At 66.7% G+C, this 25,472-nt stretch carries 23 protein-coding genes; 17 read left to right on the top strand and 6 right to left on the bottom strand.

What is annotated here, in order from left to right:
• Positions 1 to 75: 75 nt before the first annotated feature.
• The 9 genes from QO207_RS14080 (at position 76) to QO207_RS14040 (ending at position 7,876) form a co-directional block, all read left to right on the top strand.
• Positions 76 to 1,047, top strand: coding sequence for an HlyD family secretion protein (locus tag QO207_RS14080; RefSeq protein ID WP_301532995.1), 972 nt, complete (start codon positions 76 to 78; stop codon positions 1,045 to 1,047).
• The gene (locus QO207_RS14075; RefSeq protein WP_301532994.1) at positions 1,029 to 2,201 is read left to right on the top strand and encodes an ABC transporter permease; all 1,173 of its coding nucleotides are present in this window, start codon (positions 1,029 to 1,031) and stop codon (positions 2,199 to 2,201) included. Before QO207_RS14080 ends, QO207_RS14075 begins: the two co-directional genes overlap by 19 nt.
• Before the next feature lie 9 nt (positions 2,202 to 2,210).
• Complete coding sequence (locus QO207_RS14070; RefSeq protein ID WP_301532993.1) at positions 2,211 to 3,344, top strand: ABC transporter permease; 1,134 nt, start codon at positions 2,211 to 2,213, stop codon at positions 3,342 to 3,344.
• A gap of 34 nt (positions 3,345 to 3,378) precedes the next feature.
• On the top strand, positions 3,379 to 3,738 hold the full coding sequence (locus tag QO207_RS14065) for a YceK/YidQ family lipoprotein (RefSeq protein ID WP_301532992.1): 360 nt from the start codon (positions 3,379 to 3,381) through the stop codon (positions 3,736 to 3,738).
• A 30-nt stretch (positions 3,739 to 3,768) separates the two neighbouring features.
• Positions 3,769 to 4,131 carry a YceK/YidQ family lipoprotein gene (locus QO207_RS14060; protein WP_301532991.1) on the top strand — a complete coding sequence of 121 codons (363 nt, stop codon included), beginning with the start codon at positions 3,769 to 3,771 and terminating at the stop codon, positions 4,129 to 4,131.
• 42 nt (positions 4,132 to 4,173) lie between these two features.
• A complete protein-coding gene (locus QO207_RS14055) occupies positions 4,174 to 4,959 on the top strand; it encodes a 3-hydroxybutyrate dehydrogenase (protein ID WP_301532990.1) in 786 nt (261 codons plus the stop codon).
• A gap of 424 nt (positions 4,960 to 5,383) precedes the next feature.
• A complete protein-coding gene (locus QO207_RS14050; protein WP_301532989.1) occupies positions 5,384 to 5,887 on the top strand; it encodes a sigma-70 family RNA polymerase sigma factor in 504 nt (167 codons plus the stop codon).
• Positions 5,884 to 6,879, top strand: a complete 996-nt coding sequence (locus tag QO207_RS14045) for a FecR domain-containing protein (RefSeq protein WP_301532988.1) — start codon at positions 5,884 to 5,886, stop codon at positions 6,877 to 6,879. Before QO207_RS14050 ends, QO207_RS14045 begins: the two co-directional genes overlap by 4 nt.
• A gap of 148 nt (positions 6,880 to 7,027) precedes the next feature.
• The gene (locus QO207_RS14040; protein WP_301533080.1) at positions 7,028 to 7,876 is read left to right on the top strand and encodes an SPFH domain-containing protein; all 849 of its coding nucleotides are present in this window, start codon (positions 7,028 to 7,030) and stop codon (positions 7,874 to 7,876) included.
• A 35-nt stretch (positions 7,877 to 7,911) separates the two neighbouring features.
• Here QO207_RS14040 and QO207_RS14035 read toward each other — a convergent pair whose 3' ends face one another.
• Both QO207_RS14035 and QO207_RS14030 read right to left on the bottom strand, forming a co-directional pair.
• A complete protein-coding gene (locus tag QO207_RS14035) occupies positions 7,912 to 9,942 on the bottom strand; it encodes a DEAD/DEAH box helicase (protein ID WP_301533079.1) in 2,031 nt (676 codons plus the stop codon).
• A gap of 441 nt (positions 9,943 to 10,383) precedes the next feature.
• The gene (locus QO207_RS14030; RefSeq protein ID WP_301532987.1) at positions 10,384 to 11,271 is read right to left on the bottom strand and encodes a DMT family transporter; all 888 of its coding nucleotides are present in this window, start codon (positions 11,269 to 11,271) and stop codon (positions 10,384 to 10,386) included.
• Positions 11,272 to 11,400: 129 nt separating this feature from the next.
• Between QO207_RS14030 and QO207_RS14025 the strand changes: the two genes are divergently transcribed.
• From QO207_RS14025 to QO207_RS14000, 6 genes are all read left to right on the top strand, one after another.
• Positions 11,401 to 12,798 carry a PLP-dependent aminotransferase family protein gene (locus QO207_RS14025; RefSeq protein WP_301532986.1) on the top strand — a complete coding sequence of 466 codons (1,398 nt, stop codon included), beginning with the start codon at positions 11,401 to 11,403 and terminating at the stop codon, positions 12,796 to 12,798.
• Between the two features lie 85 nt (positions 12,799 to 12,883).
• Positions 12,884 to 15,325 carry a TonB-dependent siderophore receptor gene (locus tag QO207_RS14020; RefSeq protein WP_301532985.1) on the top strand — a complete coding sequence of 814 codons (2,442 nt, stop codon included), beginning with the start codon at positions 12,884 to 12,886 and terminating at the stop codon, positions 15,323 to 15,325.
• Positions 15,326 to 15,673: 348 nt separating this feature from the next.
• Entirely contained in the window at positions 15,674 to 16,117 is a 444-nt protein-coding gene (locus QO207_RS14015; protein ID WP_301532984.1) for a hypothetical protein, read from the top strand.
• A 132-nt stretch (positions 16,118 to 16,249) separates the two neighbouring features.
• A complete protein-coding gene (locus QO207_RS14010) occupies positions 16,250 to 16,537 on the top strand; it encodes a DUF3649 domain-containing protein (RefSeq protein ID WP_301532983.1) in 288 nt (95 codons plus the stop codon).
• Positions 16,534 to 18,057 (top strand): PepSY domain-containing protein, encoded by a 1,524-nt coding sequence (locus QO207_RS14005; RefSeq protein ID WP_301532982.1) that lies wholly within the window; start codon positions 16,534 to 16,536, stop codon positions 18,055 to 18,057. The genes QO207_RS14010 and QO207_RS14005 overlap by 4 nt, the downstream gene beginning before the upstream one ends.
• Positions 18,057 to 18,380 carry a DUF3325 domain-containing protein gene (locus QO207_RS14000; RefSeq protein ID WP_301532981.1) on the top strand — a complete coding sequence of 108 codons (324 nt, stop codon included), beginning with the start codon at positions 18,057 to 18,059 and terminating at the stop codon, positions 18,378 to 18,380. The genes QO207_RS14005 and QO207_RS14000 overlap by 1 nt, the downstream gene beginning before the upstream one ends.
• 895 nt (positions 18,381 to 19,275) lie before the next feature.
• On the opposite strand, the gene QO207_RS13995 is transcribed toward QO207_RS14000, so the two are convergent.
• Positions 19,276 to 20,151 carry a helix-turn-helix domain-containing protein gene (locus QO207_RS13995; protein WP_301532980.1) on the bottom strand — a complete coding sequence of 292 codons (876 nt, stop codon included), beginning with the start codon at positions 20,149 to 20,151 and terminating at the stop codon, positions 19,276 to 19,278.
• Between the two features lie 136 nt (positions 20,152 to 20,287).
• Here QO207_RS13995 and QO207_RS13990 point away from each other — a divergent pair, with 136 nt between their 5' ends.
• Positions 20,288 to 21,181, top strand: coding sequence for a DMT family transporter (locus QO207_RS13990; protein WP_301532979.1), 894 nt, complete (start codon positions 20,288 to 20,290; stop codon positions 21,179 to 21,181).
• A 90-nt stretch (positions 21,182 to 21,271) separates the two neighbouring features.
• Here QO207_RS13990 and QO207_RS13985 read toward each other — a convergent pair whose 3' ends face one another.
• The 3 genes from QO207_RS13985 to QO207_RS13975 all read right to left on the bottom strand — a co-directional run bounded on the left by QO207_RS13985 (position 21,272) and on the right by QO207_RS13975 (position 23,667).
• Positions 21,272 to 22,246 (bottom strand): D-glycerate dehydrogenase, encoded by a 975-nt coding sequence (locus QO207_RS13985; protein ID WP_301532978.1) that lies wholly within the window; start codon positions 22,244 to 22,246, stop codon positions 21,272 to 21,274.
• Positions 22,247 to 22,350: 104 nt separating this feature from the next.
• Positions 22,351 to 22,515, bottom strand: coding sequence for a hypothetical protein (locus QO207_RS13980; RefSeq protein WP_301532977.1), 165 nt, complete (start codon positions 22,513 to 22,515; stop codon positions 22,351 to 22,353).
• A gap of 216 nt (positions 22,516 to 22,731) precedes the next feature.
• A complete protein-coding gene (locus tag QO207_RS13975; protein WP_017519048.1) occupies positions 22,732 to 23,667 on the bottom strand; it encodes a LysR family transcriptional regulator in 936 nt (311 codons plus the stop codon).
• Between the two features lie 310 nt (positions 23,668 to 23,977).
• On the opposite strand from QO207_RS13975, the gene QO207_RS13970 reads away from it, so the two are divergent.
• Complete coding sequence (locus QO207_RS13970; protein WP_301533078.1) at positions 23,978 to 25,471, top strand: efflux transporter outer membrane subunit; 1,494 nt, start codon at positions 23,978 to 23,980, stop codon at positions 25,469 to 25,471.
• Position 25,472: the final 1 nt, after the last annotated feature.

Raw genomic sequence — 25,472 nt, 5'->3', positions numbered from 1 at the left:
ACCTTGATCGCGATCCGCCGCTGCGCCGGCGGATGCACTACCATCGGTGCATCCGCCGCCTGAGAAGACCACTCCATGAAGGGATGGAAGCTGTTCGCCCCCCTGCTGATCCTGGTGATCATCGCCATCACGCTTTACCTGCGCCTGCACACCCAGCCGCTGCTGCTGCAGGGTGAGGCGGACGCCACCAACGTCATAGTCGCCTCCAAGGCCAAGGGCCGCGTCGAGCAATTGCATGTGCGCCGTGGCGACGACGTGAAACAGGGCCAGGTGCTGATCAGCCTCAGCAGCCCGGAGCTCGAGGCCCAGCTGGATTCCCTGCGCGCCGCGCGCAACCAGGTGCAGGCCAATCTCGACGAATCCCTGCATGGCACCCGCGAGGAAACCCTGCGCGCCCTTCAGGCCAGCCTGTCCCAGGCCCAGGCCGAACTGCGCAACGCCGAGCTGGAATACCAGCGCAACGAGGAGCTGGCCGGTCGCGGCTTCGTTTCCCAGGCACAGATGGACCTTTCCCGTCGTGGCCGCGACGTGGCGCGCAACCGCGTTGCCGAGGCCCAGGCCAACCTCGACCAGGGCAACCAGGGTGACCGCGAGGAGCGTCGCCAAGCACTGGAGGCTGCAGTGCGCCGCGCCGATGCGCAAATTCTCGAACTGCAGGCGCAGACCGACGACCTCAGCGTGGTGGCGCCGGTGGACGGCGAGGTCGGGCCGATCCCGGCGGAGCAGGGCGAGCTGGTCAATGCCTACAGTCCCTTGCTGACGCTGGTGCGGTTGTCCGACAGCTACTTCGTGTACAACCTGCGCGAAGACATCCTCGCCGACGTGAAAAAAGGCGATGAAGTGGCGATCCAGGTTCCGGCACTCAAGGGTATCGAGGTGAAGGCGAAGGTCAGCTACATCGCACCGCTCGGCGACTTCGCCACCAAGCGCGCCACCCGCGCCACCGGTGACTTCGACCTGAAGACCTTCGAGGTGCGCCTGTATCCGGACCAGCCGGTGCCAGGCCTGCGCCCCGGCATGAGCGCGCTGTGGCAGTGGAAGCAGTAAGGCGCAACCTGCTGCGTTTCGCCCAGGCCTTCGGCAGCGAGACGCGGGTCGCCCTGCGCAGCTGGACCATCCACTGGCTCGGCTGGCTCTGGCCGCTGCTGCTGTTCGTGGTGATCAGCGGCGTGTACCAGGCCGGCACGTTGCTGGACATGCCGGTGGCGGTGGTCGACGCCGACCACAGCAGCCTGTCGCGGCGCATCGTCCGCGAGCTGGACGCCGGTTCCCACGCCAAGGTCGAGGTGCTCGGCGGCGGCTTGCAGGAAGGTCTGCGCCGCCTGCGCATGGCCGACGACTATGCGCTGCTCTACATCCCGCGCGACTTCGAGGCGGACGCGCTGTCCGGTCGCCAGCCGGTGGCCGAGCTGTACTACAACTCGCTGTTCTACTCCGCCGGCTTCTACTCGACCCAGGATTTCAGCGGGCTGATGAGTTCGGTCAACGCCGAACTGCGCCCGCGCCTGGCCGCCGGGATGGACCGCGCCATGCCGGCGCTGGCCAGCGTCGCGGTGTCCTACGAAAGCCTGTTCAACGCCAGCGGCAACTACATCTACTTCCAGCAGTTCGCCGCCATCGTCCACCTGCTGCAGCTGTTCGTCATCGTCGCCACCGTGCATGTGCTGGCCCGCGAAGCGCCGGAGCTGCGTGCCTCCTCGCCGCACATCCTGCGCGCCCAGGCCCTCGGCGCGCGGCTGCTGGGCAAGATGGCGCCGTACACGCTGCTGTTCAGTACGCTGCTGATCGTCGAGCTGTTCCTGCTGGTGGAACTCAATGGTGCGCGGATCAACGGCAATCCCTGGTGGATGCTGGCGATCACCGTCTGCTACGTGGCCGCGGCGCAGAGCGTCGGGCTGATGCTGTTCATCTTCACTGCCAACCGTTTCAGCGCCTACTCGTTGATCGGCCTGCTGATCGGCGTGGCGCAGACCTACTCCGGGGTACTGCTGCCGGAACTGGCGATGCCGCAGATCGCCCGCATCATCTCCGAGGCCGAGCCGCTGACCCACACCCTGCACGGCCTGTTCGACCAGTTCCTGCGCAAGGCACCGGCCGAATCCGGCCTGTACACCTGCTGCAAGCTGCTGCTCTACCCGCTGATCGCCTACATGATCGCCAAGATGCGCCTGCGCCGGCGCCTCGACCTGAGCCCGGCGTAAGGAGCCACCATGGAGAACTTCTGGAATGTCTTCCGCCAGTCCCTGACCGGCATGCTCGGCAAGCCGCTGTGGCTACTGATGGTGCTGTCGGTGGCGCTGACCACCCTGCCTTACGCCCATCGCACCATGGACGACCTGCCGGTGGCGGTGATCGACATGGACCACAGCGCGGTGTCCCGCGAGCTGGTGCGCCTGCTGGATGCCGCACCGAAGATCGCCACGGTCGGTTACGACCAATTGCCCGAGGCACAGCACGACCTGGCCTGGCGCAAGCTGTTCGCCATCGTGGTGATCCCGCTGGACTTCGAGAAACGCGTGCTGCGCGGCGAGGCCGTCACCGTGCCGATCTTCGGCGACGCCACCAACCGCATGGCCAACGGGCAGATCCAGCAGGACATCAGCGCCACCTACACCGAGCTGTCGCTGCGCTACAACCGTGAACGGCTGATGCGCGGCGGCTTCTCCGAGGTGCAGGCGAATGTGCTGCTGCAACCAGCAGTTGGCCAGCTCACTGACCTGTTCAACCCCGGCACCAGCTTCGCCGCCATCGTCCTGCCGGGGCTGGTGACGCTGATCCTGCAGCACAGCCTGCTGCTCTCCTGCACGCGGGTGAACCTCAACCTGCGCGGCGGCACCCCGCGCTCGCTGCGCCAGCCCACCTCCACCCGCTTCGGCCGCTATGCCGCGCAGCTGCTGATCTGGACGGTGCTGGCGATGCTGTTCTACGTGATCTGGCCGTGGATGATGGGCTACCGGCAGACGGCGTCGTTCTTCATGCTGATGGGGCTGGTGCTGCCGTTCCTGCTGGCGGTGATCGCCATGAGCGAGTTCATCGCCGAGGTGCTGCCCTCGGAGGAGGCGGTCTACCTGACCATGACCTTCATAACCCTGCCGCTGTTCTACATGGCCGGCTTCACCTGGCCGCCCCAGGCCATGCCGCAATGGGTGCAGCTGCTGGCCGACGCGATCCCGTCCACCTGGGCGATCCGTGCGGTGGTGGAGATGAACCAGATGAACCTGCCGCTTTCAGCCGTGGCCGACCGCATCCTCATCCTCTTCGCCATGGCTGCCGCCTACGGGCTACTGGGTACGCTGGTCTACCAGTACCGCAACTGGCGCTGGGATCAGCTCAAGGGCTGGTAAGCTGCCACTTCCGCTATCGAGAGGGAGTTTCGATATGTCGATGTCTCGTTCCTGCTTGCTGCTCGGCGTCGCCTTGCTGAGCGGCTGCGGCTCCTACCACACCCTGCGCAGCGATGATGTGGCGAAGACGAGTGATCTGAACCTGAAGGGGACCTATTGCGGCGCTATTCCGCGGGTCTACGGTGGTGTGGTCTGGGATGCCTGCCAGCTGTACGGCGAACCCCCGGCCGAGAATGGCTACACGCCGCCTGCCACACCAGCCAACTACACCTTCGGTCCACCGATCCTGCCGCTGCTGGACCTGGCCTTCTCTGGCGTCGTCGATACCCTGGCCTTGCCCTACACCCTGTATCGACAGAACCGCGACGGCAGCATCGAGCTGCGCAACGACTGAGTGGAAGCCTGGCTACCAGGGAGATGAGCGATGCTGATTCGTCTATTCATGGCACTGCCAATCGCTGTTGCAGTCGCTGGCTGCGGGTCGGTGCGGACGCTGGATAGCGATGCCCATGAACGCGTGAAGGAGCTGAAGCTGGGCCGCACTTACTGCACGGAGATTCCGCGTATCTACAGTGGTGTCGCCTACAACTTCTGTGCGTTGCATGGCGACCCTGGCGGTAGTGGCCAGCGCAGTGCAGGACTCTCGCCGCCGTTGCCGGATGCTCCGCAAGGTCTCTACTGGCCGCTTTTCGACGGCGTACTTTCCGCTGCTACCGATACGCTGGCGCTGCCCTACACGATCTACCGGCAGCAACGCGACGGCAGCATCGAACTGACCCGCGACTGAACCGTCTAGAGTGAGAGTTCCAACCTTTTCGGGAGCTCTCGGATGAACACTTTGAACGGCAAGGTCGCGGTGGTGACCGGCGCAGCCAGCGGCATCGGCAGGCAGATCGCCCTGACCCTGGCCAAGGCCGGCGCGGCGGTGGCCATCGCCGACCTGCAGCAGGACGCTGCCCAGCGTGTGGTGGATGAGATCGAAGCCGCTGGCGGCAAGGGCCTGGCAGTGGCCATGGACGTCACCGACGAACAGGCGGTGGACAGCGGTATCGAGCGGGTGGTCGCCACGCTGGGCAGCGTCGACATCCTGGTGTCCAACGCCGGCATCCAGATCGTCAACCCGATCCAGGATTTCGCTTTCGGCGACTGGAAGAAGATGCTCGCCATCCACCTCGACGGCGCCTTCCTCACCACCCGTGCGGCCTTGCGCCACATGTACCCGGCGGGGCGCGGCGGGGTGGTGATCTACATGGGTTCGGTGCACTCCCACGAAGCCTCGCCGCTGAAATCCGCCTATGTCACCGCCAAGCACGGGCTGCTGGGCCTGGCACGCACTCTTGCGAAGGAGGGCGGCCCCCATGGCGTGCGCTCCCACGTGGTTTGCCCCGGCTTCGTGCGCACGCCGCTGGTGGAGAAGCAGATTCCCGAACAGGCCAAGGAGCTGGACATCAGTGAAGAGGACGTGGTGAAGAAGGTCATGCTCGGCGGCACCGTGGACGGCGAGTTCACCACCGTGGACGACGTGGCGCAGACCGTGCTGTTCCTCGCCAGCTTCCCCTCGGCCGCGCTCACCGGGCAGTCGGTGCTGGTCAGCCATGGCTGGGGCATGCGCTGAGCGTGACGGCCAGGCATAAAAAAGCCCCGGCGCAGCAAGGAGTGACTGGCCAGGGCTGTGGGGAAATCATGTGCGCCGGAAAGATCTCTGGTTTGCCCGGGGCGTCTGCCTCTGCCGGGTCCGAGTTCGTTGTCTCGGCGCAGGAGTAGATTCCTACATTCACGGGCAAGGCTATGTAGTGGCTTTCCTGTTCGTGCTGTCAGGAGTTTCTGCATCCAACGCTGAGGTCAATCGACGGGTCCGCCATCTACGTCAGGGCACGGAAAGCAGAACGAGCGTCCTCACCAACCATCGTCATCCCTCACGCGGCGCTTGCCGTGATGGCGCCGCCATGGCATCTTTCGCGCAAATGATAAGTTTTCGCATTTGAGGTGCTGTCACAGTTGCACCTCGATGCTTGGCGTTCGCGCGCAGGGGGGCACTCGTGACGTCGGCTACTCACCACTCGCAGATCGGCGAACTCTATGTCGGCCATCACTCCTGGCTGCTCGGCTGGCTTTATCGGCGCCTGGAGTGCCGGCATCAGGCCGCGGACCTGGCGCAGGACACCTTCGTCCGCCTGCTCGGCCGCCATGAGCTGAAAGGCCTGCGCGAACCCCGCGCCTTCCTCGCCGCCGTCGCTCGCGGGTTGATGATCGATCACTTCCGTCGCCAGACCCTGGAGCGTGCCTGGCTCGACAGCCTGGCCCAGCAGCCGGAGGCCGAGGCGCCGTCCGCCGGGGAGCGGGCCATCGTGCTGGAGACGCTGATGGAGATCGACCGGCTGCTCGACGGCCTGCGCCCAGCCGTGCGTAGCGCCTTCCTGCTGTCGCAGCTGGACGGCCTGACTTATCCACAGATCGCCGAGCGCCTGGGCGTCTCGCTCAGCTCGGTGCAGCAGTACATGACCCAGGCCTTCGGCCATTGCTACCAGGCGCTCTACTCATGAACCGGCTTGTCGTGAACCCGCCCGGCGCCATGGACGCGTCCCAGCGTCTGGAACACGCGGTGGTGGAGCAGGCCATCGGCTGGCGTGTGCGCCTGGCCTCGGGCCTGGCCGCTGCCGACGAGCTTGCCGCCTGCCAGCAATGGCGGGCATCCGACCCCAGCCACGAGCAGGCCTGGCAGCGACTGGAGTTCTTCGATGGCCGCCTGGGCGGCATTACCCCCGGCGTAGCCAGCCGCTCGCTGCGTCAGGCCGCCGCCGACCCGGCGCGGCGCCGGGCGCTGAAAAGCCTCCTGCTGCTCGCCGGCACGGCGGCGGTGGTGGGTAGTGGTTCCATTGGCCTGCGTGATTCTCCCTGGCTGGCGCAGCAGCGCACTTCGGTGGGCGAGCGCCGACGCATCGCGCTGCCCGATGGCGGCTGGTTGCAGCTCAACACCGACAGCGCCGTGGACATCGCCTACGACGCCCACGCCCGCCGCGTGCGCCTGTACAGCGGCGAGATGCTGGTACAGACAGCCCCGGACAGCGCCGGCCGCGCCTTCTGGGTGGACACGCCGCTCGGTCGCCTGCAGGCGCTGGGCACGCGTTTCGCCGTGCGCCTGGATGGCAGCGATGCGCGGTTGTCCGTGCAGGAGGGCGCGGTGGCCGTGACGCCGGCGCTGCGCAATGAATCCGTCGGGGTGATCCAGGCCGGGCGCCAGGTGCGCTTCGACCGCAAGGGCCTGTATGGCGAAACGGCGCTGGATGTCGACTCGCTGGCCTGGAGCGACGGTTACCTGGTGGCGCGGCAATGGACCCTGGGCCGCCTGTGCGCCGAGCTGGCGCGTTACCGGCCGGGCGTGCTGCGCTGCGATCCGGCGGTGGCGAACCTGGCCATCTCCGGCGTGTTCCCGCTGGATCAGCCGGAGCAGGCGGTCGCCGCGCTGCAGCGCAGCCTGCCGGTGCGCGCGCAATACCGCACCCGCTGGTGGGTGACGCTGGTGCCGGCGGTCTGAGAGAGCGGTTGGATTTTTTCGCTTATCTCCTTCGGAAGTGGCCGCTTTTCTGCTATTGGTTCGCCCCCCAATGGAAGCTTCATGCTCAAGGAGAGAGATCTTGGCCAATTCGAACCCCTCTGCGCCGCTCACCGCGTTGCCCCTGAAGATGATCGGCGGAGGGCTGATCGCCGTCCTGCTGCTGGTGGCCGTCGGCGGCTCGTTCTACACCATTGATGAGAAGGAGCGCGGCATCGTGCTGCGCAACGGCAAGCTGGTCAGCGTCGCTGAGCCGGGGCTGGGCTGGAAGATGCCGTTCATCGAGACGGTGAAGACACTCTCGGTGCAGAACCATACCTCCCGCTACGAACAACTGCAGGCCTACAGCCGCGACCAGCAGAGCGCCACGCTGGCGGTGTCGGTGTCCTGGCACGTCACTCCGGATGAGGTGGCCAAGGTCTACACCGGCTACGGTGACCTCGACGCCCTGGTGGATCGCCTGGTCAGCCGGCAGGTGCCGACCCAGGTGGAAAATGTCTTCGGGCGCTACACCGCGATCCAGGCCGTGCAGAACCGCGGGCAGTTCGTCGCCGACGTCGCCACGGCGATCAAGACCTCCATCGCCGGCCCGGTGATGATCGACAGCGTGCAGGTCGAGAACATCGACTTCTCCGAAGCCTACGAGCGCTCCATCGAGGAGCGGATGAAGGCCGAAGTGGCGATCCAGACCCGCCAGCAGAACCTGGCCACCGAGCAGGTGCAGGCGCAGATCCAGGTGACCCAGGCGCAGGCCGAGGCCGACTCCAAGCTGGCCCAGGCCAAGGCCGATGCCGAGGCGACCCGCCTGCGCGGCCAGGCCGAGGCCGACGCCATCCGCGCCAAGGCGGAGGCGCTGGCGCAGAACCAGAACCTGATCGAGCTGACCAAGGCCGAACGCTGGGACGGCAAGCTGCCGGAGACCATGATTCCGGGCACCACGCTGCCGTTTGTCGACGCCACTCGTCCGCGCCAGCAGTGATCTGAGAGGGATGGCCTAAGGGCCATCCCTGCGCGTTACACGGCGCGAGGCAGCGGCGCGAACAGCGCGTCGATATCCGCGTCGTCCAGCTGCCAGTCGGTGGCGCTGCCGTCGAGGATGCCGGCGGCCAGTGCGGCCTTGTCGCGCTGCAGCAGCTGGATCTTCTCTTCCACCGTGCCGCGGGCGATCAGCTTGTAGACGAACACCGGCTTGTCCTGGCCGATGCGGTAGGCGCGGTCGCTGGCCTGGTTCTCGGCGGCCGGGTTCCACCAGGGGTCGTAGTGGATCACGGTGTCGGCGGCGGTGAGGTTCAGGCCTACGCCACCGGCCTTCAGGCTGATCAGGAACAGCGGCACGCGGCCTTCCTGGAAATCCTTCACCGGCGCGCGGCGATCACGGGTGTCGCCGGTCAGCAGGGCGTACTCCAGGTTGCGCTCGGCCAGTGCCTCGCCGATCAGCGCGAGCATCGAGGTGAACTGCGAGAACACCAGCACGCGGCGGCCTTCGGCGAGCAGCTCTTCGAGCATGTCCAGCAGGTACACCAGCTTGCCCGAAGTCACCGCACGCGCCGACTTGCCGGTGGGCGGCGGGGCGTCCTTGTTTACCAGGCGGATGTCGCAGCAGACCTGGCGCAGCTTGAGCAGCGCTTCGAGGATGATGATGCGGCTGCGCGCCAGGCCGCGGCGGGCGATCTCGTCGCGGACCTTGCGGTCCAGCGCCAGCCGTACGGTTTCGTAGAGGTCGCGCTGTGCCTCGCTGAGCTCGATGTGCTGGATGAATTCGCTCTTGGGCGGCAGCTCCGAGGCCACCTGCTCCTTGGTGCGCCGCAGCAGGAACGGGCGGATGCGCGCGGCCAGGTGTGCCAGACGGCCCTGGTCGCCATGGCGTTCGATGGGCGTGCGGTAGTCCGTGGCGAACTGCCGGGCATCGCCCAGCCAGCCGGGCAGCAGGAAGTGGAACAGCGACCACAGCTCGCCCAGGTGATTCTCCAGCGGCGTGCCGGTCAGGCACAGCCGGTTGCTCGCACGCAGGTGGCGTGCGGCCTGGGCGGCCTTGGTGCTGGCGTTCTTGATGTTCTGCGCTTCGTCGAGGATCAGCAGGTGATACTCGTGCTGGGCGAGCTTCTCGGCATCCCGCGGCAGCAGGGCGTAGGTGGTGAGGATCAGGTCGTGCTCGGCGATCTTCGCGAACGCCTTGCGCCGCCCGGCGCCGTGCAGGGCGAGCACGCGCAGCTCGGGGGTGAAGCGCTCGGCCTCGTCCAGCCAGTTGGGAATCAGGCTCGTAGGCATGATCACCAGCGCCGGGCTGGTCAGCCGCCCGGCCTGTTTTTCCAGCAGAACGTGGGCGAGGGATTGCAGCGTCTTGCCCAGGCCCATGTCGTCGGCAAGGATGCCGCTGGCGCCGACTTCGCGCAGGGTCTGCATCCAGCTCAGGCCTTCGTGCTGGTAGCCGCGCAGTTCGGCGTTGAGGCCAGCGGGAATCGGTGCCGGCTCGGCGCGGTAGTCGCGCAGGCGGTGGGCGATCTCGCGCAGCTGCTCGCCGCCCTGCCAGGTCAGCGGCAGTTCTTCCAGCTCGGTGAGGCGTGCGGCGTCCGGCGCGCCTATGCGCAGGCGGCGTACCGGCGGCTGTTCGCCGAGGTAGAACTCCGACAGCGTGCCCAGCAGCGGCTTCAGCTTGCCGAACGGCAGGGACACCCGCAGCGGACGGTCGGAGGCGGTCTGCCAGGTGTGGATCGGGTTGCGCCCGGCATCCAGGCGCAGCACCAGTTGTTCGTCATCGGGGTGACGGGCGAGGGCGGCGGGGTCGATCAGCGCCGGCATGCGGCGGATCAGCTCGATCAGCGCTGGCAGCAGGCTGATGCGGCGGCCTTCCACCTCGATGCCCAGCTCCAGGTCGAACCACTGGCGGTCGTCGGTTTCCTCGATCTCGGCGTACCAGTTCTCCACCGGTGTGAGGTCGAAGACGAATTCGGCGCGGATGTCGATTTCCCAGCCCTGCTCGCGCAGCTGCGGCAGGCCTTCGCGCATGAACTCCTGCCAGGCGCTGTCGTCGGGCAGTTCGAACATTTCCCCGGCGCTGTCTTCCAGCGCATCGCTGCGGCGCATCGCCGGCTTGAAGCCCAGCTCGCGCAGGTCCAGGCGCCAGGCGTGCTCCAGCTCCAGCTGGCGACTGACGCGGACGATCTGGTCATCGCGGAACACGCGGATTTCGCGGCCCGAGCGCGGCGTGACGCTGCCCGAGACGGGCATGTCGGCATACAGGAAGGCCAGCGCGGCGCGGTGCCGGGAGATGTTCTGCATGCGCCCGCTGCGCAGGTCGAAGCCGCTGTGCACGTGGCTGCCCAGGGTCAGCCGTGGCCGTGGCACGAGTTCCTCGCGCTCCACGGCAGGCAATGGAGATTCGGCGGGTGGCTTCATCCGAGTGTCCTTCCGGCAGTCCAGCCGAGTACGCAAACGCCCGATGATACCGCGATTTTTCTCGGGCGGGACGCGGAAGGAAACCGGCGGTCAGCGGGCGAAGCGTTTTGCTCCGGCGACGCACAGAACCACGGCGACGGTGGCGCCGGCCATCAGCGGGCTGATCTGTTCGTGCAACAACAGGCCGGCCAGCGCCAGGCCGAAGAACGGCTGCAGCAGCTGCAGCTGGCCGACCGCGGCGATGCCGCCGGTGGCCAGACCGTGGTACCAGAAGAAGAAGCCGATCAGCATGCTGAACAGCGACACATAGCCCAGGCTCAGCCAGGCCGGCCAGCTGGTGCCGGCGAAGCTCTCCGGCTGGGTGTACCAGGCCAGCGGCAGCATCAGCGGCAGGGACAGCACCAGCACCCAGCAGATCACCTGCCAGCTGCCCAGGTGGCGCGCGATGCGGCCGCCCTCGGCGTAGCCCAGGCCGCAGACGGCGACGGCGGCGAGCATCAGCAGGTCGCCAGTGAAGTTGCCCGCGCCGCTCTGCGACAGGGCGAAGCCGGCCACCACGGCGCTGCCCAGCCCCGAGCAGATCCAGAACGCCGGGCGCGGTTGCTCGCCGGCGCGCATCACGCCGAACAGCGCGGTGGCCAGCGGCAGCAGGCCGACGAAGACGATGGCGTGGGCCGAGTTGACGTGCTTGAGCGCCAGAGCGGTCAGCAGCGGGAAGCCCACCACCACGCCGCCGGCGACCACCAGCAGGGGGATCAGGTCCTTGCGCGCCGGCAGCTTCTGCCGCAGCAGCAGCAGGATCGCCGCGGCCAGCAGGCCGGCGATGCTGGCGCGGGCCAGGGTGAGGAAGGTCGGGTCGAAGTCGGCCACTGCCACGCGAGTCGCCGGCAGCGAGCCGCTGAAGATCAGCACACCGAGGAAGCCGCTGAGCCAACCGCTCAGGTTGCTGTGGCTGGCGAGGGTTTGGGTGTTGTTCATGGTGGGGCATCCGGCAGGAGAGCGAGCCTTGAGGATGCGCGCGGGGCTGCCGGGCGGCCAGTGACAGAAAGGTACAATTTGCGCAAACTGTCCGTAAATTATCTCGGTACAAATTGGGTCGAGGGCAACATGGGCAGGCCAAAGGGCACGCGGGTCGATACGGTGATGCAGCATGTGCGCGAGCGCCTGGCCGCGCGGGCGCTGGTGCCGGGCGAACGGCTGCCGTCGATTCGCCAGTTGGCCGAGCAGCTGCAAGTGTCCAAGACCACCGTGGTGGAAGCCTACGACCGCCTGGCCGCCGACGGCCTGATCGCGGCGCGGCGCGGTTCCGGCTTCTATGTCGCCGGGCATGCGCCGCCGCTGTCCCTGGCGGACGTCGGCCCGACGCTGGACCGCAGCATCGATCCGCTGTGGATTTCGAGACAGTCCCTGGAGGCCGCGGACACTTCGCTCAAGCCCGGTTGCGGCTGGCTGCCGCCGTCCTGGCTGCCGGAGGAAGAGCTGCGCCGCGCGCTGCGGCAGATCGCCCGTGCGCCGCAATCAGGCCTGCTGGAGTACGGTCGCCCCTACGGCCATTCCGGCCTGCGCGAACAACTGGCGCGGCGGCTGGCGGACTACGGCGTGCCGGTCGGCCCGCAGCAGGTGGTGCTCACCGACAACGGTACCCAGGCCATTGACCTGGTCTGCCGCTTCCTGCTGGAGCCGGGCGACTGCGTGCTGGTGGATGACCCCGGCTACTTCAACTTCCAGGCCCTGTTGCGGGCGCACCGGGTGCAGGTGGTCGGCGTGCCGTACACGCCGAGCGGGCCGGATGTCGTCGCCATGGCGAGCCTGCTGGAACAGCACCGGCCGCGCCTGTACATCACCAACTCGGCCTTCCATAACCCCACCGGCGCGGTGCTCTCGCCGTTGGTTGCCCATCGCCTGCTGAAGCTGGCCGAGGCCCATGACCTGCTGATCGTCGAAGACGATATCTTCGGCGACTTCGAGCACGAGAGCGCGCCACGCCTGTCGGCCTTCGACGGGCTGGAGCGGGTGATCCAGGTCGGCAGCTTCTCCAAGACGCTGTCGGCCTCGGTGCGTTGCGGCTACATCGCCACCAAGCCGGAATGGTGCGAGCGCCTGGTCGATCTGAAGCTGGCCACCAGTTTCGGCAATAGTCCGTTCAGTGCCGAGATGCTCTACGAGCTGCTGCGCAAGGGCAGCTACCGCCGCCACCTGGACAGCCTGCGCGGGCGCCTCGCCGATGCCATGGGCGAAACCCTGCAGCGCCTGCGCGCGCTGGACATCCAGCCCTGGCTGGAGCCGCGCGGCGGGGTGTTCATCTGGGCCTGCCTGCCAGGCGGGCTGGATGCTGCCGAGGTGTCGCGGGCGGCGCTGTCGGACAACCTGGTGCTGGCGCCGGGCAACGTCTTCAGCCTGAGCCAGAGCGCCACCGGCTACCTGCGTTTCAACGTCGCCCAGTGCCTGTCGCCCAGGGTGTTCGAAGGGCTGGAGCGGGCCATGGATACGGCGCGCGGGCGCTGACGGAAAATATTTTCAGATCGCTCTGCAGGTTTTCTTTCGTCGTACGGCCTCTGTGCAGTCCCGCTTCTTTGCACAAGGAAATCCCATGCCTGCCGCCCCCTCCGCGCGCCTGCGCCCGCTGGCCAGCGCCCTGCGCGTTGCCGCCCTCGGCCTGGCCGCCAGCCTGCCGCTGCTGCCACTCTCCACCGCTATCGCCGCGCCGGCCGCGCAGCACTTCAGCGTGCCGGCCGGCAGCCTGGAAGATGCACTGAACGCCTACGCCCGCCAGGCCGGTGTGCTGCTCAGCTTCGACCCGGCGCTGACCCGCGGTTTGAGCAGTTCGGGCATCGCCGGCGAGTACTCGGTGGAGTCGGGCTTCGCTGTGCTGCTTTCCGGCAGCGGGCTGGCCGCAGAGGCCAGCGACGACGGCAGCTTCCGCCTGCAGCGCAGCGCCACCGAGGGCACGCTGGAAATGAAGGCGCAGACCATCACTGGCCAGGCCGCCGAAGACCCCAAGGGGCCGGTGCAGGGCTATGTGGCCAAGCGCAGCGTCACCGCGACCAAGACCGACACGCCGATCCACGAGACGCCGCAGTCGATCTCGGTGGTCACCCGCGACCGCATGGAAGCCCAGGGCGTGCAGTCGGTGAACGAGGCGCTGCGCTACACGCCGGGCGTGTCGTCCTACGGCTCGAACAACCGTTCCGACTGGTACACCGTGATCCGCGGCTTCTCGCCGACCACCTACCAGGACGGCCTGCAGCTGCCCAACACCATCAACCTCGCCAGCTGGATGGTCGACCCTTACATGCTGGAGCGCGTCGAAGTGCTCCGTGGCCCGGCCGGCGTGCTCTACGGCCAGGGCGATCCGGGCGGGGTGATCAACCAGGTGTCGAAGCGCCCGAGCAGCATCGCCAGCCACGAAATCCAGGTGCAGTACGGCACCGATGCGCGCAAGCAATTGGGCATCGACAGCACCGGCCCGCTGGATGAGGCGGGCGTGTGGAGCTATCGCGTGGTGATGGTCGGCCACGAAGGCGATATCCGCGACACGCCCTGGGAGGACAAGCGCCTGGCGCTGGCGCCGTCGCTCACCTGGCAGCCGGATGAAGACACTCACCTGACCGTCATGGCGAATTACCTGAAGGATGACACCAACGCCCAGGATAATTTCCTCCCGGCCAACGGTGCCCTGACCCGCAGCGCCTACGGCAAGATCCACCGCGACTACTTCACCGGCGACGAACACTTCTCCAAGTACGAGAAAACCCAGTACGGCCTCGGCTATGAGTTCGAAACCCGTCTGAACGATGTCTGGCAGGTGCGCCAGAACCTGCGCTACGCCCACCTCGACCTGAACGACAACATGGTCTACGGCGCCGGCACCACCGGCTACTGGGGCATGGACGGCGGCGACGACCGCACCCTGCTGCGCTTCGCCGGCATCGAGAATCCCAAATACGAGCGCTGGACCCTGGACAACCAGGCCCAGGCCGACTTCAGCACCGGCTGGCTGCGCCACACCCTGCTGCTGGGCCTGGACTGGCAGCGGCAGAAGACCGAGGACCCGCAGGCCTACGTCATGACCACGCCGCTGGACCTCTATGGCGGCCCTTCCTACGGCCCTGTGGATAAATCCGCCTTCACCGCGGACGACTGGACCTACACCGACCAGACTCAGCGTCAGACCGGTGTCTACCTGCAGGACCAGCTGCACTTCGACGAGCGTTGGGTGCTGTCCCTGGGCGGTCGCTACGACTGGGCCAGCTCGACCACCGACAACAGCAGCACCTCCGGTGACACCCACGCCAGCCAGAAGGACGAAGCCTTCAGCGGTCGGGTAGGGCTGGTCTACCTCGCCGATAACGGCCTGGCGCCGTACTTCAGCTACAGCGAGGGCTTCACGCCCAATGCCGGCACCGACTACGCGGGCAAGCCCTTCGACCCGACCAAGGCCAAGCAATATGAAGTGGGCGTGAAGTTCCAGCCCAAGGGCTCGGATAGCTCGGTCACCGCCGCCGTGTTCGAGATCACCCAGCGCGACGTGCTGACCCTCGACCCGGACCCGACCCACCCCAACAGCAGCGTGCAGACCGGCGAAGTACGTTCGCGCGGCCTGGAACTGGAAGGCGTGGCCAGCCTGAGCGACGAGCTGAACCTGATCGCCACCTACACCTACCAGGACGTGAAGATCACCAAGGCCAACGACGACAGCGACGGCAAGACCCCGATCAGCATCCCCACGCCGCGCAACCTGGCTTCGCTATGGGCCGACTACACCCTGCGTGATGGCGAGCTGAAAGGCTTCGGTTTCGGCGGCGGCGTGCGCTACAACGGCCGCAACCCCGGTGCCCCGGACAACTCGCTGAACGTGCCCAGCTACACGCTGCTCGACGCTGCGGTGCACTACCAGACCGGCCCCTGGCGTTTCGCGGTCAACGCCAACAACCTTACCGACCGCGAATACATCGCCGGCTGCTACGACGCCACCCGTTGTATCTACGGCAATGGCCGCGTCGTGACCGGGACGGCGACCTATCGCTGGTAGGACAATCCCCCGCGAATGGTCCTCCTCGGCGTTACCGCTGGGGAGGGAATTGAACATTCGTACAGTCCGGTCAGAAGATTATCCCTTCACGGTCGAAAGCGGAGGCTGAAACGAACGCGGGCGAAGCCCTAGGATTAACGTTTCAGCACTCCGGGTCATCGCACTCGGAGAGAATCAACCGCAATAAGAACAACAGGGGGTCCCATGGCCGAGCCATGCCAGCTGTACCTGAGGGTTGCCATCAGCCGCTCCAGACTCGAAGAGTTCCTGAGAATGGAGGCGGGCTCCGCGGAGCCGTTCAAGGATCTCGATCGATGGGTGGACGGCGACCGGCACCGACGAGGAGGCATGACCTGGAGTGAACTGTGCGAGTTGGGCCAGGGCACCACTGCAGAGGCCTGGATCAATGGCTGGGGGCGGCACCAGCGTTCGCCGGCGTGGAATCACTACGATGACAGCTCCCAGACCTGGAGCCTGGGCGTGCTGGAGTTTCCCGAAAGCCGCGAGTGGATTGTCGGCGCCATCAACGTCCTGCGCCGCGTCGCCGAATTCAAGGACCTGCCCGGTACCGACTATCTGCTGCTCTACGAGTACCTGTTCGGCCGGGGCACGATAGTGGCCGCGGTGGAGCTGACCCCAGGCTCCTCGCGCATCCTTCATGAGGAGCCGCCGGCGCAGCTCGCCACCGAGGCCAACCTGATGATGAATCACCTGCTGCGCGCCATGGATGTGACCGCGACCTACGCCGTACAGCGGATTTCCGACACAGATACTCACAAACGGAGCTGCTGAGATCTTTCAATTGAGAACCAATATCATATAATTCCGCTTTTCAATCGCGTGCCCGGAAGGACCTGGGCCGCTTTGCCAGAACTCAATCGCATGCGCGCTTCCCCGCGCCCGCTCCAGCCGAGACCCCGCCAAATGACCGCAACCCAAGCTGGCGCCGTGACCGCCCGCATCCTCAGCGCCGTGGTCGGCGGCTACGCCCTGGCCTACACAGCCACCGCCTTCCTCAGCGTCTACCTGCCGATGTCGCGCCCGGACCGGGTATCGCTCTCCAGCCTGGCCTGCTTCATCGTCTGGGTCGCTGCGATCATTTATGCCTTCGGCGCGAAGAGCCCTTGGCGCGCAATCTGGCTGCCGGTGGCTCTCAGCGTGGTGCTGGGGGTGGCAGCGTTCCTGCCGACCAGCTACGGGGTACGCCCATGAGCCTGCGTCAATCCATGTCCGGCCTGCATACCTGGGCAGGGCTGCTGGTCAGCTGGATTCTCTTCGTGGTGCTGTTCTCCGGCACCGTCGCGGTGTTCGACAAGGAACTCACGCGCTGGATGATCCCGCAGCTGCACAAGCTGGAGGAGGTCAGCGTCGGCGCCGACCAGATTCGCGAGCTGCTCGTCGAGCGCGCGCCCAAGGCCCACGGCTACTGGATGCATCCGCCCAGCGAGCGCATGCCGTACTGGACCGCTGGCTGGGAGCCGGCGGACTTCAGCCCGTTCCAGTCCTTCCTGGTCGACGCGCAGAGCGGCGAAGTGCTGCCCAGGACCGTCGGCGGCAACTTCTTCCTCGAACTGCACTACGAACTCCACGGCGGCATCCTCGGCCTCTACGTGGTCGGCGTGGCCGGCGTGTTCATGCTGGTGGCGCTGGTCAGCGGGGTGATCGTCCACCGGCGCATCTTCAAGGACTTCTTCACCCTGCGACCGAAGGCGGCGAAGCAGCGTGCCTGGCTGGATGCGCACAACGTGCTGGGTGTGCTCGGCCTGCCGTTCCACCTGCTGATGGCCTACACCGGCCTGGCGATCTTCATCACCTTCTACATGACCGCCGGCATCAAGGTGGCCTACAAGAACGACATGGAGCATTTCTTCCATGACGTGCAGGGCGCCTTCGAGCGCGAGGCGCTGGGCAAGCCGGCCAAGGCGACCAAGTCCATCGACAACATGATCCTCAAGGCCCGCGAGGCCTGGGGCGACGACAGCCAGGTGGGCTGGATCAACATCGAGAACCCCGGCGATGCGGCGGCGATGGTGCAGATCCGCAAGGCCGTGGACAAGAGCATGGTCAACGACCAGCGCACCGTGTCCTTCGACTCCGGCAGCGGCGCGCTGATCCACCTGCAGAAGCCCTACAAGCCGGGCTACAAGACCTACGCCTGGCTGACCGGCCTGCACATGGCGCAGTTCGGCAACGAGCTGCTGCGGGTGATGTATTTCGCCCTCGGCCTGGTGGGCTGCGTGATGGTCTTCGGCGGCCTGCAGGTGTGGGTCAGCAAGCGCGAGACCCGCGGCCATCGCGGCGTGACGCTGGTGCGCACGCTCAATGGCGCAGTGTGCGGCGGGCTGCCGATTGCCTCGCTGGGCCTGCTGGCGGCGTCGCGCCTGCTGCCGGCCGACATGCTCCAGCGTACCCGCTGGGAAGCCACTGCCTTCGTGGTGATCTGGCTGCTGGCGCTGGCCCACGCGCTGCTGCGCCGTGGCAGCCGCGCCATGGCTCGCGAGCAGTTTGTCGCCCTGGCCGCATTGGCTCTGCTGCTGCCGGTGCTGAGCCTGTTCGGCCCCGAGCCGGGGCGGGTGACCACGCACTTCGCCAATGGCGACTGGATGATGGTCGGCATCGATCTCGGCCTGCTGCTGATCGGCGGGCTGTGCGCCTTCCTCGGCTGGCGGCTGGGCCAGGAACGCGCCGAACCTGCCCGTGCGCGCCGTGCCCGTAACGAGGAGTACGCCTGATGCTGCTGGTGTTCGGTCTCAACCTGCTGGCGCTGGCGGCGGCCTGCCTGTCGCTGTCCCGACATCATCGCGACCTGTTCGGCAGCGCGCCCTCCGAGTCGCGCGTGCGGCTGTTGCGCATTGCGGCGCTGGTGGATGGCGCGCTGGCGCTGGCCTATTCGATTCACTGCATGGGCGTCGAACTGGGCATCGTCTACTGGGCGTGTCTATTGATGATCGCTGGCGCGGTGCTGGTCCTGCTGCTGGCCTGGCGGCCACGCTGGGCGTTGCCGACGGCGGCAGCCATGCCGGTGATTGGTGGCGTGCTGGCCGTGCTGGGCTGAGGCTTCTGCGCACGAACCGGCCTAGCGCAGGAGTTTCTGCTGTCGTAGGAGCGGACTTTGTCCGCGATGTCCTGCGCGGCGGGCTCCATTCTTTCCTGTGAACACTGCGGTGCAGCGCCCCTTGTAGCGGCGGGCTGTACCCGAGACTCGTCGGCAGTGCCTGCGCTTCCTTTTGCTCTGGCGTTGCAGGTTTGTTGCTTTGGCATGGGTATTTCTGCGTCGCTTCGGCGTGCGCGCCGGCTTCGTGTTTCGCCCCCTCGGGCGAGTCCCTTTTGGCAAACGCCCCAAAAGGAACCAAAAGGTCTCGCCCCGGACATCCGGTTTTTCGCTTAGGCGAAAAATTCCCTCGTTGAAGCGGAGTTTCAGGGGCACGAACTAGGCGTCCCCCCACGAAGGGCCGTCCCTGGCCCATCGCGGCTCTCGCGGCATCCATGCCGCTCAACCCCTGAAACTCCGCTTCAACGAGGCCTCCTGAACGGGGCGTTCGGAGTGTGGGGATACTCCTCTGGAAGTCCTCAAGAGCCAAAGCCCGACCGGTGTGGAGTGGGCTCTTCGTAGGAGCGAGCTTGCTCGCGAACCAGCCCCGCGCCGGCGTAACCGCTTTTCGTAGGAGCGGACCTTGTCCGCGATTGGAATTTCCATCCCTACCGAGCCCACGGCGAAGCACAAACGTAGGATGGCGTGGAGCGCAGCGATACCCATCGATTCCCCGTGCATCGGCAGCATGGGTATGGGCGGTTTTCTGCGGAGAGGGCGGCAGAGTGCGGTTCGCGAGCAAGCTCGCTCCTACGGTGCCGGCGTAATACCTGCGACAGAACCAGGGATGCAGGCAGCCCGCCGCGGAGGATTTCGCGGACAAGGTCCGCTCCTACGCGAAGCGCGTCCGGCCGAAACCTTACTCCTCGAACGCCTGCCGATATTCCCCCGGCGTGCCGCCCACCACCGAGCGGAAGCGGTTGGCGAAATGGCTGGCGCTGGAGAACCCGCAGGCCAGGGCAACCTGGCTGAGTGGCTGGCGGGTGTCGCGCAGCAGGCGTTGCGCCAGGGCCACGCGGCGGGCCAGTACATACTGGTGCGGCGGCATGCCAAAGCTTTCGCGAAACATCCGCGCGAAGTGGTATTCCGAGAGGGCCGTCTGCATCGCCAGTTCACCGAGGGACAGCGGCTGGTCCAGGCGCTGTTCGATGTACTCGGCGACGCGCCGGCGCATGGTCGGGGCCAGCCCGCCCTTGAGCTTCAGGCCTTCGCGCAGGCCGACCTGGTTCAGCAGCAGGTGATCGATGAGGTCATGGGCCAGGGTGCTGGTGCGGATGCGTTCGCCCGGCTCTTGCCAGTCCAGCTTCACCAACTGGCGGAAGCGTGCGGCCTGCTGCGGGTCGTCGAGGAAAGTGCGTTCGTGCAACTGCAGCTCGCGCGGCTCGCGGTCGAGCAGGCGGATGCAGCCGAGGGCGAACTGTTCCTGGCCGATGTACAGGTGCGCCAGGCGGATGTCGCCGTTGACGATCCACGCCGATTCGGCGCCGGCCGGCATCACGCAGAGCTTGTCCGGCGCGCCGGTGGTGCCGGGCGCGCCACGGCGGAAGGTGCCGGTGCCGTCGTTGAGGTAGCAGGACAGCGTGTGATGGCTCGGCGCGTGGTAGTCGCGAGCGTCGTGGCTGTTGCTCCAGATCGCCGCAGACAACCCGTCGCCCAGCTCCGCGCAACGCTCCAGGCGGGCGTTGGGCGAGGCGTTCATCGACTGGAAGACTTCGAGCTGCGAAATGGCTGACATGGGTGTTCCTCTGTTGCCATCACTCTACCCGCGCGGGCGCGCCTTGCCAGCCCGGTTGTCGCAATAAGCGCAAGAATCTGCAAGCCGGCGCCAGGGCTGGGCGAGAGACTGTTTCGGCAAGAACTCGGAGACCGCCATGAACCTCTCGCTCTACCTGCTCACCGTACTCATCTGGGGCACCACCTGGATCGCCATCAAGCTGCAGGTCGGCGTGGTCGCCATTCCGCTGTCCATCGCTTACCGCTTCAGCCTGGCGGCGCTGGTGCTGTTCGCCCTGCTGCTGGTCTCGCGGCGGTTGCAGCCGCTGGGACGGCGCGGGCAGGCGATCTGCTTTGCCCAGGGCTTGTGTCTGTTCTGCGTGAACTTCCTGTGCTTCTACACCGCCAGCCAGTGGATCCCCAGCGGGCTGGTCGCCGTGGTGTTCTCCACCGCGACACTGTGGAATGCGCTGAACGCGCGGATCTTCTTCGGCCAGCGCATCGCGCCCAACGTGCTGGGCGGCGGCGCATTCGGTCTGGCGGGGCTGGCGCTACTGTTCTGGCCGGAGCTGTCCGGGCACCAGGCCACGCCGGAAACGTTCTACGGACTGGGTCTGGCGTTGCTCGGCACGCTGTGCTTCTCGGCGGGCAACCTGCTGTCGAGCCTGCAACAGAAGGCCGGGCTGCGGCCGCTGTCGACCAACGCCTGGGGCATGTTCTATGGCTCGCTGATCCTGCTGGCGATCTGCGTGGTGCAAGGCGTACCGCTGACCTTCGACAGCAGCCCGCAGTACGTCTGGTCCCTGCTGTACCTGGCGATTCCCGGATCGGTGATCGGCTTTACCGCCTACCTGACCCTGGTCGGGCGCATGGGGCCGGAGCGCGCGGCCTACTGCACCGTGCTGTTCCCGGTAGTGGCGCTGAATGTCTCGGCCTTTGCCGAGGGCTACCAGTGGAGCCTGCCGGCCCTGGCCGGGCTGGGGCTGGTGATGGTGGGTAACGTGCTGGTGTTCCGTAAGCCCCGGCCAGTGTTGCAGCCAGCCCGGGCTTAATGGCCAATGTAGGAGCGAGCTTGCTCGCGAATCGCCACTTAGCGGAGTTGGTTCGCGAGCAAGCTCGCTCCTACGAAAAGCATCTCGCGATCAGGCCTTCCAGGCCTGCGGGTTGACCAGGTTCTTCGGCCGCTCGCCGCGCAGGGCGGCTTCGAAGTTGTCCAGCGCGCACTCGGCCATGGCCTGGCGGGTTTCGTGGGTGGCCGAGCCGATGTGCGGCAGGGTCACGGCGTTGGGCAGGGCGAACAGCGGCGACTCGGCCAGCGGTTCTTTCTCGTAGACGTCCAGGCCGGCGGCGAGGATGCGCTTCTCCTGCAGCGCTTCCACCAGCGCGGCCTCGTCGATCACCTGGCCGCGGGCGATGTTCACCAGGATGGCGCTGGGCTTCATCAGCTCCAGTTCGCGCTTGCCGATCAGCTTGCGGGTCTTGTCCGACAGCGGCACTACCACGCAGACGAAATCCGCCTCGCCCAGCAGCTCCTCGAAGCCGCAGAAGCGCGCGCCGAACTCCTGTTCCAGTTCCGGCTTGCGGCTGTTGCCGTGGTAAAGGATGTCCATGTTGAAGCCGAAGCGACCACGGCGGGCGATGGCCGCGCCGATGCGCCCCAGGCCGAGGATGCCGAGCTTCTTGCCGTGCACGTCGACGCCGAAGTGCTGGGCGTCCACGGTGCGTTTCCACTCGCCGGCCTTGGTCCAGGCGTCCAGCTCGGCGGTGCGCCGGGCGGCGGCCATGATCAGGGCGAAGCCGAGGTCGGCGGTGGTTTCGGTCAGCACATCCGGGGTGTTGGTCAGCGGGATGCCGCGCTGGTTCAGGTAGTTCAGGTCGTAGTTGTCGTAGCCCACCGAGACGCTGGAGATGACTTCCAGCTGGGTGGCCTGGGCCAGTTGCTTCTCGCCCAGCGGGCGGCCGACGCCGATCATGCCGTGGGTGGTTGGCAGGGCGGCGGCCAATTGCGCATCGACATCGCCCAGTTTCGGGTCGAGCACGGTGACGTTGAACTGGCTGCGCAGGCGGTCGAGGTGTTCCGCGGCAAGGCGGCTGAAGACGAAGACGTTCTTTTTCATGGCTCTCGGACGGCGGGGAGGCGGAGGGGGCTTAACCCTACCACTGCCGAACCAGAGCGGCGCAAGGCTTGCGTGCGCGCCGGGCGATTATCGAACGTCGGTTTCTAGCGATGCACCAGCGTGTCGACGAAACCGCAGATGCCCTGCAGGGCCGCGGAGTGCAGCAGGTCGCCGTGGTCGCTGACGAAGGTCGGGCAGGTGTTCTGGTAGGTCCCGTACAGGGTCACCGTAACGAGCAGGCAGAGCCCGAGCAGGATCCAGTTCTTCATCGATTTCTCCCGGTTGGACAAAGGGGGAGAATCTGAGGCTTGCGGGAGAAAGCGGTAAGCGGAGGATCGTTAAGCGCAGGTGGGAATCAGGCGCTTGAGCGGTAGGGAAATTCCGCGGGGAGGTGCTGCGAGGGGAGGGTTCGCGGGCAAGCTCACTGAACACCGGGGTAGGGAGTTACACAGTGAGCTTGCCCGCGAAACACGGCAAAACGATGGTCAGGGTCCCACATCGGCGAGCCCGGCGCCATCCGCCTGGAGCACACCGGGCAGGTTTTCGCGCAGATACGCGACCCAGGTCTTGATCTTCGCGTCCAGGTACTGGCGCGACGGATACAGCGCATAGACGTTGAGAATCTGCAGCTTGTAGTGCGGCAGCACGCGCACCAGCGAGCCGTCGCGCAGGCCGTCGATGGCCGAGTAGACGGGCAGGGCGCTGATGCCCATGCCCGAGCCGATGGCCTCGGTCATGGCGTCGCCGACGTTCACCTGGAAGGGCGACGGGCCGAGGGTGATCATTTCCTGGCCGTTGGGGCCGTCGAACAGCCACTTGTCCAGCGGCAACACTGGGCTGATCAGGCGCAGGCAATCGTGCTCCATCAGCTCGGTCGGGGTTTTCGGCGTGCCGCGCCGGGCCAGGTAGTCGGGCGAGGCGCAGAGGATGCTGTAGGTCTCGCCGATGCGCTGGGACACCAGTCCCGAGTCGGGCAGTTCCGAAGCGACCACGATGGCCACGTCGAAGCCTTCGTCGAGCAGGTCCGGCACGCGGTTGGCCATGGTCAGCTCGAAGGTCACATCCGGGTGCAGCTGGCGGTAGTTGGCGATGGCGCGGATCACATAGTGCTGGCCGATACCGGTCATCGAATGCACGCGCAGGCGGCCGGCGGGGCGGGCGTGGGCGTCGCTGGCCTCGGCTTCGGCTTCCTCGACATAGGCGAGGATCTGCTCGCAGCGCAGCAGGTAACGCTGGCCGGCCTCGGTGAGGGCGATCCGCCGGGTGGTGCGGTTGAGCAGGCGGGTCCGCAGGTGGGACTCCAGATTGGCGACCGCGCGGGATACGTAGGCGGTGGTGGTGTTCAGCTGCTGCGCGGCGGCGGTGAAACTGCCGGTTTCCGCGACACAGGCGAACGCACGCATGGTCTGCAGTGTGTCCATTGGGGCCTCGTGAGTGGGGCGTCTGTCCTGGTTGGTGACGTCGGTGGAGCGTTACCGGGTCGCCGGTGGCATGTCCTTGATGGGTGGCAATGCGCGGAGCAGAGCGGGGGCGGCCTATTGTCACATGGATGGCGACACACATTGTTTCATTATCGGTAATAAACAATCACAAATCAGCCGGCTTATCCGTTCCCTTCCCCATCCCTAGAATTCAATCGCCGTCATTGGCTTTGCCGGCATCTCCACGCTTAAAAGCCCCACGCTGAAAAGCTAGACCACTTCCAGGACCTCCATCGTGTCGCGTCACCTCATGAAAGGACTGACGTTCGTCGGCTCCTTTGTCATTTTTTCAACAATCGCCGGATGTATCAGCACCAACGGCATCGCCCCGCAGGAACAACGCCTGGGTGACACCGAGCTGGCCACCGACGCCGCCATCGCGCACGCCAACCAGGAAGCTGGCTGGCCGGCCGAACAGTGGTGGCGCGCCTATGGCGATCCGCAGTTGAATGCCTGGGTGCAGACCGCGCTGGAGGGCAGCCCGACCCTGGCCCAGGCCGAGGCGCGGGTGCGCATGGCCATGGCCATGGCCGGCATCGCCGAGTCCGCCGAGTCGCCGCAGATTAGCGGGGACGCCTCGCTGACCCGCCACCGCTGGCCGACCGACTACTTCTACGGCCCCGGCGACCTGGCCGACACCACCACCTGGAACAACAACGCGGCCATCGGCCTGAGCTATTCGCTCGACCTCTGGGGCCGCGAGCGCAGCAACACCGAACGCTACCTGGACATCGCCAAGATGACCGCCGCCGAGGCGCGCGTCGCCCAGCTGGAGCTGGAGAGCAACATCGTCCGCGCCTACATCCAGCTGTCGCTGCAGTACGCCAAGCTGGACATCGGCAAGGCCATGCTGGCGCAGCAGCAGGGCATCCTGGCCCTGGCCCAGCGTCGTCTCGATGGCGGCATCGGCACGCATTTCGAAGTCAGCCAGGCGGAAGTCCCGTTGCCGGAAACCGAGCGCAAGATCGAAGCGGTGGACGAGGAAATCCAGCTGACCCGCAACCAGATCGCCGCCCTGGCCGGCAAAGGCCCCGGCGCCGGCGTGTCGATCCAGCGCCCGACCCTGAAGCTCGCCGCCGGCCCCGGCCTGCCCAGCAAGCTGCCGATGGAGCTGCTCGGCCACCGCCCCGACGTGGTTGCCAGCCGCTGGAAGGTCGCAGCCCAGGCCAAGGGCGTGGACGTCGCCCGCGCCGAGTTCTACCCCAACGTCGACCTGGTCGCGAGCATCGGCTACAGCGCGGTCGGCGGCGGCATGCTGGAATTCCTCAACGCCGAGAAATTCACCTATGGCGTCGGACCGGCGATCTCCCTGCCGATCTTCGATGGCGGCCGCCGCCGCTCGCAGTTGAGCCAGGAATCCGCCGGCTACGACGCCGCCGTGGCGCAGTACAACCAGACGCTGATCAACGCGCTCAAGGGCATCTCCGACCAACTGATCCGCATGCACTCCATGGAGCTGCAGGAAGGCTTCGCTGCCAAGTCCGTGGCCTCGGCCCAGCGCACCTACGACATCGCCACCAAGGCCTACCGTGGCGGCCTGACCGACTACCTCAACGTGCTCAACGCGCAGTCCCGCCTGTTCCAGCAGCAGCTGGTCGAGCAGCAGGTGCGCGCCTCGCGCCTGGCCATCCATGCTGGCCTGGTCGTCGCCCTGGGCGGCGGCATGATGGACAAGCAGGAAGGCCCGAAAGAGACGAAGATGGTCCCCGAGACCGTCGGCGTCCGCGCGGTCGGCGAGCGCTGAG

The sequence above is a fragment of the Pseudomonas sp. CAN1 genome, from assembly GCF_030462585.1.
In the GTDB taxonomy this organism is placed as follows: Bacteria; Pseudomonadota; Gammaproteobacteria; order Pseudomonadales; family Pseudomonadaceae; genus Pseudomonas.
Note: the sequence above shows the minus strand (reverse complement) of the source record. Positions and strands in the feature narration are given on the sequence as shown.